Annotated in this window: 12 protein-coding genes; 9 read left to right on the plus strand and 3 right to left on the minus strand. The window is 72.5% G+C overall.

The window, feature by feature from the left end; all coding sequences use genetic code 11:
- The first annotated feature begins 793 nt into the window (after positions 1–793).
- Positions 794–1,147 (plus strand): GerW family sporulation protein, encoded by a 354-nt coding sequence (locus B0I32_RS10370; protein WP_106237201.1) that lies wholly within the window; start codon positions 794–796, stop codon positions 1,145–1,147.
- Positions 1,148–1,458: 311 nt separating this feature from the next.
- On the opposite strand, the gene B0I32_RS10375 is transcribed toward B0I32_RS10370, so the two are convergent.
- Positions 1,459–2,640 (minus strand): hypothetical protein, encoded by a 1,182-nt coding sequence (locus B0I32_RS10375; RefSeq protein WP_181307244.1) that lies wholly within the window; start codon positions 2,638–2,640, stop codon positions 1,459–1,461.
- A gap of 121 nt (positions 2,641–2,761) precedes the next feature.
- Between B0I32_RS10375 and B0I32_RS10380 the strand changes: the two genes are divergently transcribed.
- The 3 genes from B0I32_RS10380 to B0I32_RS10390 all read left to right on the plus strand — a co-directional run bounded on the left by B0I32_RS10380 (position 2,762) and on the right by B0I32_RS10390 (position 7,101).
- Complete coding sequence (locus B0I32_RS10380) at positions 2,762–5,662, plus strand: AfsR/SARP family transcriptional regulator (RefSeq protein WP_181307246.1); 2,901 nt, start codon at positions 2,762–2,764, stop codon at positions 5,660–5,662.
- A gap of 153 nt (positions 5,663–5,815) precedes the next feature.
- On the plus strand, positions 5,816–6,433 hold the full coding sequence (locus tag B0I32_RS10385; protein ID WP_245955782.1) for a LysE family translocator: 618 nt from the start codon (positions 5,816–5,818) through the stop codon (positions 6,431–6,433).
- Between the two features lie 161 nt (positions 6,434–6,594).
- Positions 6,595–7,101 (plus strand): F0F1 ATP synthase subunit B, encoded by a 507-nt coding sequence (locus B0I32_RS10390; RefSeq protein WP_106237208.1) that lies wholly within the window; start codon positions 6,595–6,597, stop codon positions 7,099–7,101.
- 107 nt (positions 7,102–7,208) lie between these two features.
- On the opposite strand, the gene B0I32_RS10395 is transcribed toward B0I32_RS10390, so the two are convergent.
- Positions 7,209–7,931 carry a VIT1/CCC1 transporter family protein gene (locus tag B0I32_RS10395; RefSeq protein WP_106237210.1) on the minus strand — a complete coding sequence of 241 codons (723 nt, stop codon included), beginning with the start codon at positions 7,929–7,931 and terminating at the stop codon, positions 7,209–7,211.
- 228 nt (positions 7,932–8,159) lie between these two features.
- Here B0I32_RS10395 and B0I32_RS10400 point away from each other — a divergent pair, with 228 nt between their 5' ends.
- The 3 genes from B0I32_RS10400 to B0I32_RS10410 all read left to right on the plus strand — a co-directional run bounded on the left by B0I32_RS10400 (position 8,160) and on the right by B0I32_RS10410 (position 11,381).
- A complete protein-coding gene (locus B0I32_RS10400) occupies positions 8,160–9,110 on the plus strand; it encodes a Gfo/Idh/MocA family protein (protein ID WP_106237213.1) in 951 nt (316 codons plus the stop codon).
- A gap of 73 nt (positions 9,111–9,183) precedes the next feature.
- Entirely contained in the window at positions 9,184–10,191 is a 1,008-nt protein-coding gene (locus tag B0I32_RS10405; protein ID WP_106237215.1) for an NAD-dependent epimerase/dehydratase family protein, read from the plus strand.
- A gap of 167 nt (positions 10,192–10,358) precedes the next feature.
- The gene (locus B0I32_RS10410; RefSeq protein ID WP_106238168.1) at positions 10,359–11,381 is read left to right on the plus strand and encodes a dihydrodipicolinate synthase family protein; all 1,023 of its coding nucleotides are present in this window, start codon (positions 10,359–10,361) and stop codon (positions 11,379–11,381) included.
- A 50-nt stretch (positions 11,382–11,431) separates the two neighbouring features.
- Here B0I32_RS10410 and B0I32_RS10415 read toward each other — a convergent pair whose 3' ends face one another.
- Positions 11,432–12,637 (minus strand): response regulator, encoded by a 1,206-nt coding sequence (locus B0I32_RS10415; protein ID WP_106237218.1) that lies wholly within the window; start codon positions 12,635–12,637, stop codon positions 11,432–11,434.
- A 45-nt stretch (positions 12,638–12,682) separates the two neighbouring features.
- Between B0I32_RS10415 and B0I32_RS10420 the strand changes: the two genes are divergently transcribed.
- Both B0I32_RS10420 and B0I32_RS10425 read left to right on the plus strand, forming a co-directional pair.
- On the plus strand, positions 12,683–13,894 hold the full coding sequence (locus tag B0I32_RS10420) for a DegT/DnrJ/EryC1/StrS family aminotransferase (RefSeq protein WP_219911724.1): 1,212 nt from the start codon (positions 12,683–12,685) through the stop codon (positions 13,892–13,894).
- An 85-nt stretch (positions 13,895–13,979) separates the two neighbouring features.
- Positions 13,980–15,227 (plus strand): ABC transporter substrate-binding protein, encoded by a 1,248-nt coding sequence (locus B0I32_RS10425; protein ID WP_106237220.1) that lies wholly within the window; start codon positions 13,980–13,982, stop codon positions 15,225–15,227.
- Positions 15,228–15,261: the final 34 nt, after the last annotated feature.

Genomic DNA, 15,261 nt, shown 5'->3' on the forward strand with positions numbered 1-15,261 from the left:
GGCGGTGACTCGGCTCGGGTTCACGGGCCGTGACCGGCTCGGGTCTACGGGGTGACCCGACTCGGGTTTACGGGCCGCTCTCACCCGGCCGGGGAGCGCTGTCGACGCTGCCCCCTCTCTGGGCGGCCTCCGGCCGTTCTTCCAGTTGTCGCGCGTCCGCCGGCGGCGCCCTTCCATGGGTTGCCTTCGGCGTTTTCCGGTTGCCGCGCTGCTGACTGCGCCTTCCGTTCGGGTCTACGGGCCGTGACCTGGTTGGGGTCCCCGGGCGGTGACTCGGCTCGGGTTCACGGGCCGTGACCGGGTCGGGTCTACGGGGTGACCCGACTCGGGTTTACGGGCCGCTCTCACCCGGCCGGGGAGCGCTGTCGACGCTGCCCCCTCTCTGGGCGGCCTCCGGCCGTTCTTCCGGTTGTCGCGCGTCCGCCGGCGGTGCCCTTTCGTGGGTTGCCTGCGGCCGGTGACCTGGTTGGGGTCCACGGGCGGTGACTCGGCTCGGGTCTGCGGGCGGTGATCTGGTTGGGGTCTGCGGGCGGTGACCAGGCTCGGGTTTACGGGCCGCCCCCATCCGGCCGGGGAGCGCTGTCGACGCTGCCCCCTCCCTGGGCGGCCTCCGACCGTTCCTTCGGTTGCCGCGCGTCCGCCGGCGGTGCCCTTCGTGGGTTGCCTTCGGCGTTTTCCGGTTGCCGCGCTGCTGACTGCGCCTTCCGTTGCTCCCTTCCTCGGGACTGTCCGAAATCCCCCCGGGGTGCGGGCCATGTTCGACGGGGGAGCTCGGGAGGACGAGCATGGGGGGATGGACATCATGGAGCTGATGGAGCAGTCGAAGGACGCCGCGACCGTCAACCGGGTCTTCGGCGAGCCGATCCACCACGGCGACATCGTCATCATCCCCGTCGCCAGGGTCGCCCAGGGCGGCGGCGGAGGCCGTGGCCAGGGCAGGAGCGAGAAGGGCGAGGAAGGCGGCGGCTCCGGCGGCGGCTTCGGCTTCAGCGCCACCCCGGCCGGCGTGTACGTCCTGAAGAACGGTGAGGCGCTGTGGCGCCCCGCCGTCGACGTCAACCGCATCGTCATCGGCGGTCAGTTCGTCGCGGTCGTCCTGCTGCTCACCCTCCGCGCCATCTTCAAGCGCCGCCGCCGCAAGCGCTGACCACCCCGGCGACCGCGTGGGTGCGGGACGTCAGGACGACGCGCGGCCCGCACCCGCCTGCAGCTCGGCACAGCGATCACAGCGATCACACGACACACCATCCCGCACCCGTACGGGTGCGCCCGGTCCGTCAGGCTGCGCCCGGTCCGTCAGGCTGCGCCCGGTCCGTACGGGTGCGTCCGGTCCGTCCGGCAACGATCGGCCCGTTCGACGGCGTGCGGTCCCTCCGGCGGTGGCCGGCGTGATCGCGAGGCCTGCCTGGCGGCGCGGTCCCGCGGCCCGGTGCGGTGCCGCGTCGCCAGGCGAGGTGGTCAGATGACGCGGACCTGGAACTGGTCCCCGTCCAGGACGCGGGACTTGTAGTAGAAGGCGCTCAGGTCGGCTCCGCCGAGGGTGTTCTCCGCCAGGGGGATCATGCACACGCTGTAGCCGCCGGAGTCGTTGTCGGACCGGGTCGGCAGCCATACCGCGTTGCAGGTGAACCCGCTCCCGGTGTTCCAGTCGATCCAGAAGATGTTGCGGCCGTAGGGCTGAGAGTACGCACCGTTGTAGGTGGACTTGAACGGGTACTCGTCACACGACCAGGTCCCCGGTGTCGTGGGTTTGGGGTGCCCCGGTGGGCAGGCCGTCTTGTAGTTGTTGTCCATCAGGGTCTCGTTCTGGGTCCTGGTCAGGACGCTCGGCATTCGGTACTTGACGATGGCCAGGCGCAGGTGCTGGGCGTACGCCGGATAACGGTAGGTCAGCACGTCGAGCACCGGGCGGGCCGAGTCGTAGACGCAGCCCGTGGGGTAACCGGGCAGCGCGTCGTCGCAGCGGTGCACGGCCGGCGCGGTGATCGAGGCGATCGTCGTCGGGTTGACCCACGCCGCGTTGGCGAACCAGTACCTCATCCCGCCGTGCGCGTCCCACTTGTAGCCACCCGGCGGGGACCTGAAGTACGTGGTGGCCGACTGGACGCGGCCGGGAAGCGCTGACCCGCCGACCAGCCCGCTGCGCGGCACCGTGCAACTGGCCAGGCACTGCGGCTCGGCGTAGACGAAGGTGTCGAGGACCGCCGGGATCGCCGGGCCGGCCACGTTGTTGGCCTGGTAATGCCACGACTGGGTCCAGTCCAGCGAGCCGTAGTCGAGGGTCGTCAGGCTGGAGACGGTGAACTGGATCGAGCCGATGACGACCCCGTTCGGCACGGTGAAGATGAGCAGCAGGCCGTCCTCGATCACGCAGTTGGCCGACCGGCTCAGGGTGGGGCTGCCGCCGCAGATGTCGGCGGCGAGCCCGGCCTCGTCCTTGGCGGTCTTGGAGGCGCCGGCCTTCCTCGTCTGCTTGCGGACGCAGGTGGCGTTCCCGGACTTGCCGTCCGCGGCGAGCGCCGCCGCCTCCTGCTGGAGATCGGTGCCGCACGCCTGCGTGGCGGCGGGCTCCGGCGCGGGTTTGTCCGGTGCCACCGCCACCGTCGCGGTCGGCGTCGCCGACGGGGTGGGGACGAACACGGATAACAGTCCTAAAGCGACGCTCGCCATCCCCGCTTTCCACCTGACCACGGGTTTCTCCCTTCGTAAAAGGATCTGTCGAGCGAAGCAGAACCCCGGCCTCTGGACAGGCTCTGGACGTTTGCTGAACACTGTGGCGGTGCTGGTCGTCCAGGTGCTCGGCCGCCTCCGGGTGTGGCACGATGATCGCGAGGTCGACGCCGGGCCGCCCGCCCGCCGCCTGATGCTGGGGGTGCTGGCGCTCAACGCCGGGCGGCTGACCACCCGCCGGGAGCTGATCGAGTCGCTGTGGGGCGACCGGCCGCCGTCCAGCGCGGTCAACGTGCTGCACACCCACACCAGGCACCTGCGCCGTCTGCTCGACCCCGCGCACAGCCCGCGCGACCAGGGCGGCGTGCTCGCCACCGTCGGCGACGGCTACCTGCTGCGCCTGCCGGACAGCGCCCTCGACCTGCTGCGCTTCCGGCGCAGCGTGGCGGCCGCGCGGCAGGCGGAGAGCCACGGCGACCCGGCGCGGGCCGCCGCGCTGTTCCGCGAGGCGCTGCGGCTGTGGGAGGACGACGACCCCCTGTGCGACGTGCCGGCGCTCGACGGCCACCCCAAGGTGTGGGGCCTGAAGGTCGAGCGCAGCCGCGCGCGGCTCTCCTACTGGGACCTGATGCTGCGGGCGGGGAACGCCGCCGAGATCGTCGCCACGCTGGCGGTGCAGGGCGCGGCGAACCCGCTGGACGAGGCGGTGCAGGCCACGCTCATCCGCGCCTATCAGGCGACGGGCCAGCGCACACTCGCCTTCGAACGGTACGAGGCCACCCGCCTGGTGCTGGCCGATGAGCTGGGTGTGGAACCGGGCGGCGAGCTCGAACGGGCCTACCGGCAGCTCCTCCAGGAGCAGGAGAGCCGGGGCACGCCGAGGGTTCCGCAGCAGCTCCCCGCGCCGGTGCCGGACTTCACCGGCCGTGCCGGCGAGCTGGCCCTGCTGGATTCCGCCGCCGCCCGCCGGGCACCGGGCATCGTGGCGATCTGCGGCACCGCGGGCGTGGGCAAGACGGCGCTCGCCGTGCACTGGGCCCACCGCAACCGCGCGCTGTTCCCCGACGGGCGCGTCCACCTCGACCTGCGCGGCGACGACGCCGGGCACGCGCTGTCCCCGCACGAGGCGCTGGGCCGCCTGCTGACCGCGGCCGGAGTGCCCGACCAGGACATCCCGGCCGAGGCCCAGGCCCGGGCCGCGCTCTGGCGTACCGAGACAGACGGCCGGAGGCTGCTCGTGCTGCTCGACAACGCCGCCTCGGCCGAGCAGGTACGGCCACTGCTGCCCGGCACGCACGACACCCTCATGGTGATCACCAGCAGGGACCGGCTGGCCGCGCTGGTCGCCCTGCACGGCGCGCACCGCGTCGAGCTGGACCTGCTGCCCCCCGCCGAAGCCGCGCACCTGCTGCGCCGGCTGCTGGGGGAGCAGGCCGGTGACGACCCCGGCAGCGTCGACGACCTGGCCGCCATCTGCGCCCGCCTGCCGCTGGCGCTGCGCCTGGCCGCCGAGTACGCCGGGGCGCAGGCGCACCTGCCGCTGGCCGGCGTGGTGACGCGGCTGTACCGGGCCGGTCCGCTGGAACTGCTCGACGGGGGCGGCGGGGCGGCGATCCGGCACGTCTTCGGCTGCTCGTACCGGCTGCTCGACCCGGCGGCGCAGCATCTGTTCCGGCTGCTGAGCCTGAATCCGGCGGCGCACTCCACGGTCGCGTGCGCGGCGGCGCTGTCCGGCCTCGACGAGCTCGGCGCGGCCCGGCTGCTGCACCGGCTCGCCTCGGCGCACCTGCTGCGCTGTGACGCCCTGGGCCGCTACGGGTTCCACGACCTGCTGTGCGCGTACGCCGCCGAGCTGAGCCTGGCCGTGGACGGCGAGGCCGACCGGCAGGCGGCCGTGGACCGGCTGCTGGAGCACTACTGCACGACCGCCGTCTCGGCGAGCGACACCCTCTACCCCGGGTGGAGCGGCAGCCGCCGGCATGCCGGGCTCGCCCTCACGCCCGGCGACGTCACGCTCTCGCCGGAAGCGGCGCTGGCGTGGCTGGACGGCGAACTGGCCGCGTTCGGCACGATCTGCCAGTTCGCGGTGAGGTGGGGACGTCCGGAGCGGGCGGTCGCCCTGGCCGCCGCGCTGCACCGCTACCTGGAGGCGGGGCACGGCACCGAGGCGCTGCCGATCTACGAGTGCGCCGTCGAGGCCACGCGGGCGCTGCGGGACGTGCGGGGTGAGGCGCACCTGCGCACCAACACCGGTGTCGTCCTGCGGCTGCTCGGCCGCTACGGCCCGGCCGCCGAGGAGCTGACCGAGGCGCTGGAGCTGTGCCGGCGCGTCGGCAACCGGCACGGCCAAGCCCGCTCGCTGTCGAACCTGGGCATCATCGAGGAGCGCCTCGGCGAGTTCGCCTCCTCCGCCGCCCGGCACCGTGCGGCCGTCGCGCTCTACCGCGACATCGACGACCCCTTCGGCCAGGCGGCCGCACTGACGAACCTGGGCAACCTGGAGGAGTCGATCGGCGAACACGCCGAGGCGGCGCGGCACCTCCTGGCCGCGCACGACGTGTTCGCCGCGCTCGGCGAGCGATCCGGGCAGGCCATCGCCCTGTGCAACCTCGGCCAGATCCACAGCACGCTGGGCGAGGACACGCTCGCCGTCGCCCGGCTGCGCGCGGCGCTGAGCCTGTTCCGCGAGATCGACCACCGTGACGGGGAGGCGACCGCGCTGAGCAACCTCGGCGCCGCCCTGGGCCGGCAGGGGGAGTCCGAGGAGTCGCTGCGGCACCTGGAGCAGGCGCTCGCGATCTTCCGGTCGACCGGGCACAGGTACGGCGAGGCGAGCGTGCTCAACGGGATCGGTGAGACGCTGCGCGCCATGGGCCGGGACGGCGAGGCCGCGCGGCGGCACCGGCTGGCGCTGGCCATCGCCGCCGAGACCGGCGACGAGGACGAGCGCGGACGTGCCGCCGCCGCGCTCGAAAGCCTCGGCCCCGGCTGAGCACGGTCATGGGACGGCGCCGCGCTCGCAAGCTTCGGCCTCGGTTGAGCAGGGTCATGGGACGGCGCCGCTCGGCGTTCCCCGGGCTCCGGTGTGCGACAGGGGTCGTGCGGGTGCGAAGGCGGTGCTCGTAAGGTGGACGGTGTGACTTCCATGGCGCAGATCGCGGCTTTCGGTGGAGTGGTGCTGCTCGGGGCGATGTCGCCGGGGCCCGATTTCGCGGTGGTGGTACGCCGTTCCGCGGTCTCCGGGCGTGGGCACGGCATGGCCGCCGCGGCGGGCATCGCGGTGGGCGTGTTCGCCTGGGTGACGGCGGCGGCCACCGGCGTGGCGGCGCTGCTGGCCGCATCCGCGCTCGCGTTCACCGTGGTCAAGGTGGTCGGAGCGGCCTACCTGATCTACCTGGGCGTCAAGTCGTTGCGCGCGGCCCTGCGCGGGGGCGGGACCCCCGAACTGCACGTCCCCGACGCGGGCGGGCGCGGCTCTTGGGCCGCCTTCGCCGAGGGGTTGCTGACGAACGTGCTCAACCCGAAGGCGGCCCTGTTCTTCGTGGCCCTGGTGCCGCAGTTCCTCGCCTCCGGGCTGTCGGCGCTGACGCTGTCGGCGGTGGCGCTCGCCGGGACGATCGTGTGGTTCCTGGTGGTGGCGAACGTCGTGAGCCTGCTGCGCCGGGTGTTCAGCAGGCCGGCCGTCCGCAGGGCGGTGGACGGCCTGACCGGCGTCGCTCTGATCGGCCTCGGCCTCAAACTGGCCACCGCCGGCCGCCCATGACGTGCCGCGGCGAATGACGGGTGAATTCGCCGAGTCCGGCTGCTGATCGGGCTGAATTCCGCGCTTTCTTCGTCGGCTTCGCGATGTTACTTTGAATCTTCCACCGGCGTTTCTCTTCATCATGCCGACCTCGACGTACCACGCCGACGAAAGGTCCACGCATGAACCCTCTCTTCCCGGACCAGTACTACGAGTTCGTCGTCGGATTCGCCGTGTTCCTCGTCACGCTGTTCGTCGTCGGCAACGTGCTCGTACCGCGCCTGCAGAAGACGCTGGCCGAGCGGGCCGACGCGATCGACGGTGCGATCGCCAGGGCGGCGCGGGCCCAGGAGGAGGTCCGCGATCTGGAGCGGCGATATCACGAGCAGCTGGAAACGGCCCGGCGCGAGGCGGCACTGCTGCGGGAGGAAGCCCGTGAGCAGGGCGCCCAGATCAAGGCCGAGCTCCGCGCGCAGGCGCAGGCCGAGGCGCGCCGGCTCATCGAGACGGCGCACGCCCAGATCGAGGCCGACAGGCAGGCGGCGTTCGCTCGACTTCGCCCCGAGATCGGGCGGCTGTCGACCGATCTTGCGAGCCGAATGATCGGGGAGTCATTGACGGAGAACGTGCGGAATTCCGGCATCGTGGAACGGTTCTTGGACGAGCTGGAGAATCGAACGGTCGCATAAATGACAGAGCCGGCGTTTTGTCATTCTCCTGCTTCGGCGTTATCCGTGGCCTGATGAGCCGGATCGCTCAGGCGAGGTGACCTCACCACGGCCGTGTCGCCGGCGTACTAGGAGACGCTCACCCCGAGCAGGTGACCCAGGCCGAACGTGATGGTCGCCGCTCCGACCCCGAGCGCGAGCTGGCGCAGGCCGCCGAGCCACCACGGGCGGGCCGTCATCACCGCCACCGCCGCCCCGAACCCGAACAGCGCCAGCACGCTCAGCACCAGCGCCACCAGCAGCCCGGACGCTCCGAACAGGAACGGGGCCAGCGGCACCAGCGCCCCGGCGGCGAAGGCGAAGAACGACGAGGCGGCGGCCAGGTAGGGGGAGGGCAGGTCGTCGGGGTCGACGCCGAGCTCTTCGCGTACGTGCACCCGCAGCGCCTGCTCGGGGTCGGCCGACAGCCCTGCGGCCACCCGCTCGGCCAGGTCGGCGTCGAGGCCACGCGCCCGGTAGAGCGCGGCCAGCTCGGCCTGCTCGCCCACGGGGTTACGGGCCAGCTCGCGCCGCTCGACGGCGATCTCGGCCCGCATCAGCTCCGTCTGGGACTTCACGGACGTGTACTCGCCGGCCGCCATGGAGCACGCTCCGGCGATCAGTCCCGCGCACCCGGCCAGCACGGCCCCCTGCCCGGCCCCCGCCGCCCCGACCACTCCGGCGATCAAGGCGAAGTTGGACACGAGCCCATCCATCGCCCCGAACACCGCCGGCCGCAGCCAGCCGCCGGTGACGTCCCGGTGGCTGTGGTGCTGCTCGGGGGAGTGCGGGCGGGCGAGCTCGATGGTCATGGATTCCCTCCATTTGTGTATCTCTCATCACAAATCTGGCATGTCGAACGGAAGTTCGCAACGAAGGAAAGGCTTGCCTGAACTGCGGAAACTCAGGGGTGATGGGGTGGCCGGCTGTGTTCACATAACGGTCAGGACCGTAAGACGGATCTGTCGTCGCCCTCGTTCCGCGTTCGCGTGGATGCGCTGCGATGATGGCCTCCCTTTTCCGACAGATCGGAGACGACCGTGCGTATCGCTCTCGCGGGGCTGGCCACCAGCCATCCCTACACCGACGCCCGCACCCTGACCCGCCATGCCGAGCTCGTCGTATGGGAGCCCGATCCGGAGCGGCTGCGGCGGTTCACCGATGAGCATCCCGGCGTCAAGGTGGCCGGCAGCCTGGAGGAGGTGCTGGCGGGGCGGGTCGACGGGGTGGTGCTGACCGTGCCCAATCCCGCAGTGCCGGAGGCGCTGGCCCAGGTGCTGGAGACGGGGGCGGCGTGCTTCGTGAACAAGCCCGCCGCCGCCAGCCGGGCCCAGCTCGAACGGCTCGACGCGCTGCCGATCCACGACCGGGTGCTGTCGAGCTCGGTGCTGCGCTTCGCCCCGGCCTTCACGAACGCCCTGGGCGCCGGGATCCGCAGGCCGGGCGGCGAGGATCGGACGGGGGACGTGACGGGGGACGTGACGGGGGGCGTGAGGGGGGAGGTGCTGGCCGTGCGGGCGACGGTGCGGCATGACGTGGGACTCTGGGCGGACGGGTACAACGCCTGGCAGGACACCCCCGGCGAGGGCGGCGGGACGATGGTGACCATGGGGATCCACGGGGTCGAGCTGCTGGTGGCGCTCATGGGTCCCGAGGTCGAGCTGGTGGGGGCCGCGGGGGCCAGGCGGCACTACACCTCCCTGCGTTCCGAGGACACCGGGGTGATGGCGCTGCGCTGGGACGACGGCGTCACCGGCACGGTCGAGATCCTGGGCGTCTCCGAGTCCGAGTCGTACGCCGTCACCGTGCACCGCCGCGACTCCACCGAGACGATCGTGATCGAGGGCGGCGGCGATCCGGTGCGGGGGCTCGGCTACGAGGGGACGATCGAGGCGTTCCTCGCGATGGCGGCCGGGGCGCCCAGCCCGGTGCCGTGGCGCGAGACGCGGGCCGTCCTCGACGTGATCGTCTCCGCGCGCGAGCGGGCCTGACCTGGCCGCACCCGTTGACAGCCGCAGTCTCACCCGGTTACGGTCTGGACCGTAAATCAGGGGAGGAGACCGCGTGCGGACGACGGCGGAACTCGAAGAGCGGCTGGCCCGGCCGAGCGCCGGGCTGATCGACGATCTGGGCAGGCTCGACGGCGACATCATGATCCTGGGCGCCGGCGGCAAGCTGGGCCCGAGCCTCGTGCGGCTGGCGCTGAACGCCGTCCAGGGCAGCCGGCGCGTCATCGCGGTCTCCCGTTTCTCCGAGCCGGGGCTGGCGCAGGCCCTGCAGGACGAGGGCGCCACGGTGGTGGCCGCCGACGTCGCCGACGACCGCGCCCTGCGCGAGCTGCCCGACGCGCCGAACGTGGTGTTCCTGGTGGGTGCCAAGTTCGGCACGCAGGGCCGCGAGCACGCCACCTGGTTCACCAACACGTACCTGCCCGGCCGGGTGGCCGACCGCTTCGCCGGCGGCCGGATCGCCGCCCTGTCCACGGGGAACGTCTACCCCCTCGTGCCCCCGGGCGGCGGCGGCAGCACCGAGGACTCGCCCGTCGGCCCCGTGGGCGACTACGCGATGAGCTGCCTGGGCAGGGAGCGGGTGCTGACCCACTTCGCCGAGACGAACGGCACCCGCCTGTCGCTGATCCGCCTCAACTACGCCGTAGAACTCCGCTACGGCGTGCTGGTGGACCTGGCCCAGAAGGTGCTCGCGGGCGAGCCGATCGACCTGGCCACAGGGCAGGTCAACGTGGTCTGGCAGGGGTACGCGAACGAGGTCGCGCTGCGGTCGCTGCTGCTCGCCGACGTGCCGCCGTACGTGCTCAACGTCACCGGCCCCGAGCTCGTCTCGGTCCGCCGCGCCGCGCTGGACCTCGGCGCCGCGCTCGGCAAGGAGCCGGTGTTCACCGGCGAGGAGGCGCCGACGGCGCTGCTCTCGAACGCCGCCCGATGCCACCGCCTGTTCGGCTACCCCGAGCTGACCCCCGCCGAGCTCATCGAGCACACGGCGCGCTGGGTCGCCGGCGGCGGCCCGCTGCTCGGCAAGCCCACCAAGTTCGAACGCCGCGACGGGCGCTTCTGACCCGCGCGCCCAGGCCGGCAGGCACTCGCGGGCCCGATTCGGCGGCGGCTCAAGTGCCCGGGCCGGCAGGTGCTCGCGGTCCCGATTCAGCCGCGGCCAACGTGCTCACTTCAGTAGAAAGAGGGGGACCTCACGTGCTCAGCACGGCTCCAGAGGCGCAGACGTCCGTGCGCGATCTGTTCAGGCGCGGTCTGGTGATCCCGGCTCATCCCCTCGCCCTCACGGGTGACAGGCGGCTGGACGAGCGCCGCCAGCGCGCCCTGACCCGCTACTACGTGGCGGCGGGGGCGGGCGGGCTGGCGGTGGGCGTGCACACCACGCAGTTCGCCATCCACGGCACCGGCCTGCTGCCGCCCGTGCTGGAACTGGCCGCCGTCACGGCCGCGGAGTCCGACCGCGAGGTGGTGCTGGTGGCCGGCGCGACCGGCCCCACGGCGCAGGCGGTGGCGGAGGCCGAGCTGGCCAGGTCGCTGGGATATCACATGGTGCTGCTCAGCCCGTACCGGGAGCTGGACGAGGACGGCCTGATCGAACGGGCCAGGGCTGTCGGCGAGGTGCTGCCGGTGATCGGCTTCTACCTCCAGCCGGCCGTGGGCGGGCGCCCGCTGTCGCGGGACTTCTGGACGCGGCTGGCGGCGATCGAGTCGGTGGCGGGCATCAAGGTCGCGCCCTTCGACCGCTACCGCACCCTCGACGTGCTGCACGGCGTCGTACGGGCCGGGCGGGCCGGCGAGGTGGCGCTCTACACCGGCAACGACGATCACATCCTGGCCGACCTCGTCACCTCGCACCGGGTGATCGTGGACGGGCGGGAGGTGGAGGTGGAGTTCGTCGGCGGGCTGCTCGGCCAGTGGGCGGTCTGGGTGCGGCGCGCCGTGGAACTGCTGGAGGAGGCGACGCTGGCCCGCTCGGGTGACGACGCGGCGGTACGCAGGCTGCTCAGCCTGGACGGGCACCTCACCGACGCCAACGCGGCGATCTTCGACTCCGCGAACGGCTTCCACGGATGCATCCCCGGCATCCACGAGGTGCTGCGCCGGCAGGGCCTGCTGGCGGGCCGCTGGTGCCTCGACCCGGCCGAGGAGCTCTCCCCGGGCCAGCTCGCGGAGATCGACCGGATCTGGGCGGCCTACCCGTGGCTGCGCGACGACGAGTTCGTGGCGGAGGGCCTGGACCGATGGCTCGCCTGATCCTCCCTCCGCGCCGTACGGGAGCGCCGGGTACGACGCGTGCGGCGGGGTCAGAGGGTGAGGCGGTAAAGGGTGAGGGGTCGGCCGCTGGAGCCGCTGGTCAGGTTGCCGGTGCGTTCGGCCAGCCCCGCCAGCTCCAGCCGGTGCAGCATCCGCCGCGCCGTCCGCTGCTGCACGGCCAGCCGGTCGGCGATCTCGCGCGTGGTCAGCGCGGCACCCTTCGCCGCGTCTCGGGCTTCGAGGAGTTTCTCCAGCGTCGGCACCGACAGCCCCACCCGGCGGGCCAGCACCGGCAGGTTGTGCTCACCGGGCGGCTCGTCGGCCACCGACTCCAGCACGATGTCGGTGTCGGCGCGCAATGACAGCACCGCGGCCACGCCGCCGATCCGCCGGGCCCTGGACAGCGCCCGGCGGGCCAGGCTCTCGGCCTCGGCGGCACTGCGCCCGAGGCCGAACCCCACCCGCGCCACGCCGCCGCGCGCCGCCAGCCTGGACAGCATGGGCAGCCGGGTGAAGCCGCCGGTGGCGTCGTGCAGCGGGCCCCGGGTGGTGACGAGGAGGTGGGTGCCGTCGCCGAAGGCGGCCAGCGTGCCGCCCAGCGCGCCGGCCTCGCGCAGCAGCCCTTCCTCGCCGTCCACCTCCAGCAGGCCGAGCGCGATCTGCGCGTCCTCCTGCGCCTGTCCCTCGGCGGTCAGCAGGAGCCGGCGCAGCGCCACGCGGACCGAGTGCACCGACGGCGCCAGCCGCAGCACGTGCAGCTCGTCGCGCAGCGCCTCGTGCACCGAGCTGAGGCAGGTGATCACCGGATGGGCGGGCCCGCGGCGGTGGAAGGCGACGACCTTCTTGGAGGTGGTCTCCGGCCGGTAGCCGAGGGTGCGCAGCCGTTCGGTGGGCAGTCCGGCCTCGTGGAACGTGGCGGTGACGTCGGCGGGGGAGATGGTGTCGATGGACAGGCAGGTGATGTCGTGACCCTCGTGCTGCAGCCGGACCAGGGCGCTGAGCAGCGTCGCGCCCGAGTAGTCGACGAACGCGGCCGGCCGCGACAGCACGTCGGCGGAGCGGGCCAGCATGTACGGGACGACGCCGGTGAACAGCCAGCCCTCGACCGTGCCCGCATGGGCCTCGACGATGGCCGGGGCCTGCGACTCGTGGTCGTAGTCGAGCCGCGTCGTGGTGACGCCCGGCTGCTCCTCGCAGGTGGCCGCGACGTCGTCGACCAGATCGTGCGGGCCGACGACTCCGATGACGATACCCACCCGCGCCTCCTTCTCCTATAACGGTCTAGACCGAAAGGTTATCCGGTGACCCTGCACTTTCCCAACATGGCCGAACCCGCGGGCCGTACCCTCGGCGACGAGGAGGTGGCGGCGCTGGAGCGGGTGATCCGCTCCGGCATGCTCAACTCCGTGTGGGGGACCGAGGCCAGGTCGCTCGAACGCGAGGTCGGCGAGCTGTACGGCTCGCGCCACGCGATCGCGTGCAGCTCCGGCACCGCGGCCCTCCATCTGTCGGTCGTGGCGGCGGCGCCGGACCCCGGGGACGAGATCATCACGACGCCGATCACGGACTTCGGCACCGTGGCCCCCATCTTGGCGCAGAACGCCGTTCCTGTCTTCGCCGACGTGGACCCGTCCGACGGCAACCTCGACCCGGACTCCGTGGCCGCGCTCATCGGGCCGCGCACCCGGGCGATCATGGCCGTGCACCTGTTCGGGGCGCCGGCCAGGATCGGCGCCCTGCGCGCGCTGGCGGACGAGCACGGGCTCACGCTCATCGAGGACTGCGCCCAGGCGTGGCTCACCGAGCTGCCTGGCGGAGCCCTCGCCGGCACGGGCGGGCACGTCGGCACGCTGAGCCTGCAGCAGTGGAAGCACATCACCTGCGGCGACGGCGGGCTGACCGTCACCGATGACGACGAGCTGGCCAGGCGGATGCGGTTGTTCGCGGACAAGGGCTGGGACCGGGCCGCGGGCCGTTCGCACGAGAGCCTGGGCCTGAACTACCGGATGACCGAGCTGCAGGCCGCGGTGGCCCGCGCCCAGCTCGCCAAGCTGCCCGGCGTCGTGGCGGCGCGGCGCCGCACCGCCGTCCAGCTCATCGAGGCGCTGCGCGACCTGGACGGCGTGCTCGACAGCGGCGCGCACGAGGTCGCCGGCGCGGGGGAGGGAAGGCGCGTGATCCGGTTGCCCAGGCCGGACGGGCACGCGTGGTGGTTGTTCCCGCTCGTCCTGCCCGGCGGGGACGCCCCCGAGCTGGCCGGGCACCTGAGCGCGGCCGGGATTCCGGCGCGGTCCGGATATCTCCAGGATCCGCTCAACCGGGCGCCGCTGTGGCGGCAACCGATCTACGGGACCTCCTCCTACCCCCTGGACGGCTACCGCCCCGCCGCCTGCCCGGCCGCTGAGCGCCTGGTCGACAGCACACTGCTGGTCATCGACTGGAACGAGCACTACACGTCGGAGCACGTGGCGGCCATCGCCGGCGCCGTGCGGTGCTACCAGGCGAGACCCTAGTTACGTTCATGTATCAGCCATTGACCGGTTGTCCCCTCCTCACTAGGTTTCGGTCAGGACCGGTATTCAGGAAAGGAAGCCACCGATGAGGAAGGCAGCGGCAGCCGGAATCGTGACCGCGCTGAGTGTCGTGATGACCGGGTGCGGATCCGGTGGCTCGGGCTCGGAGAAGAGCACGGTCACGCTCTGGATGTACCCCGTCATCATGGACCAGGCCGCGAACAAGTCCTTCTGGGACAAGGTCGAGAAGGACTTCGAGGCCAAGAACCCCGCCGTCGACGTCACCATCGACCAGCAGCCGTGGGACGGCCGCCAGGAGAAGGTCACCACCGCGCTGGCCTCCAGGAAGGGCTTCGACCTGGTCGTGCTCGGCCCCGACCAGATCCCGCAGTACGCCCAGCAGGGCACGCTCGAACCCGTGGACGACGTGGTCGCCCCCGAGAAGGCCGCCTACCTGCCCAACTCGCTCACCGCGCTGAGCGTGGACGGCAAGCTCTACGGCGTGCCGATCTACCAGACGATCACGGCCCCCATCTACAACAAGAAGCTGTTCGCCGACGCGGGCGTCACCAAGGTGCCCGAGACCTGGGCGGAGCTCAAGGAGGCCGCGCCCAAGCTGGCCGCGGCGAAGGTCGCCGTGCTCGACTACCCGGGCAAGCCCGAGGTCTCGCTCAACCAGAGCTTCTACCCGATCCTGTGGGCCAACGGCGGCTCGGTCTTCGCCCCCGACGGCAAGAGCGTGGTCGTCAACAACCAGCAGGGCGTCGACAGCCTGCAGTACCTGCTCGACCTCAAGGCCGCCGGCGGCCTGCCGGAGAACACCGCCAGCAAGGGCAACGACATCGAGGGAGGCCCGCTCGCGGCCGGCAAGACCGCCCTCTACCACGCGGCCACCGCCATCCAGGCCGACCAGCTCGGCGCCGCCATCGGCGCCGAGAACGTGGGCATCGGCCTGCCGCTGGAGGGCACGAAGCGGGTCGCGTTCGGCATCCCCGGCGGCCTCGTGCTGGCCAAGCACTCAGAGATCAAGGACGCGGCCAGGAAGTTCGCCGCCTACGTCGCCTCCGCCGAGGTGGCCGGGCCGCTGGCCAAGGAGTCGGGCTTCTTCTCCGCGCGTACCGACGTGACCATCCCCGGCCAGTCGGAGGCGTCCAAGGAGTTCGCCAAGTCGCTGGAGTTCGCCTTCCCCGGTGACACCCACCCCAAGGCCCGGCAGGTGATGTCGATGATCGCGGCGCACGTACAGGCGGCGCTGATCGGCAAGGAGGATGCCAAGGCGGCGCTGGACGCGGCGGCCAAGGAGGCGAACGAGCTGCTCGCCGCGGGCAGCTGACCCGACCGGAGCCCGCGCGCCGCCCGCGCGGGCC

Source organism: Nonomuraea fuscirosea (assembly GCF_003001935.1).
Taxonomy (GTDB): Bacteria; Actinomycetota; Actinomycetes; order Streptosporangiales; family Streptosporangiaceae; genus Nonomuraea; species Nonomuraea fuscirosea.

What these genes read in the sequence shown, in the direction of transcription:
- B0I32_RS10425 (WP_106237220.1), top strand. Translation starts at nt 13,980, where the DNA reads ATGAGGAAGGCAGCGGCAGCCGGAATCGTGACCGCGCTGAGTGTCGTG.
- B0I32_RS10390 (WP_106237208.1), top strand. Translation starts at nt 6,595, where the DNA reads ATGAACCCTCTCTTCCCGGACCAGTACTACGAGTTCGTCGTCGGATTC.
- B0I32_RS10385 (WP_245955782.1), top strand. Translation starts at nt 5,816, where the DNA reads ATGGCGCAGATCGCGGCTTTCGGTGGAGTGGTGCTGCTCGGGGCGATG.
- B0I32_RS10395 (WP_106237210.1), bottom strand. Translation starts at nt 7,931, where the DNA reads ATGACCATCGAGCTCGCCCGCCCGCACTCCCCCGAGCAGCACCACAGC.
- B0I32_RS10370 (WP_106237201.1), top strand. Translation starts at nt 794, where the DNA reads ATGGACATCATGGAGCTGATGGAGCAGTCGAAGGACGCCGCGACCGTC.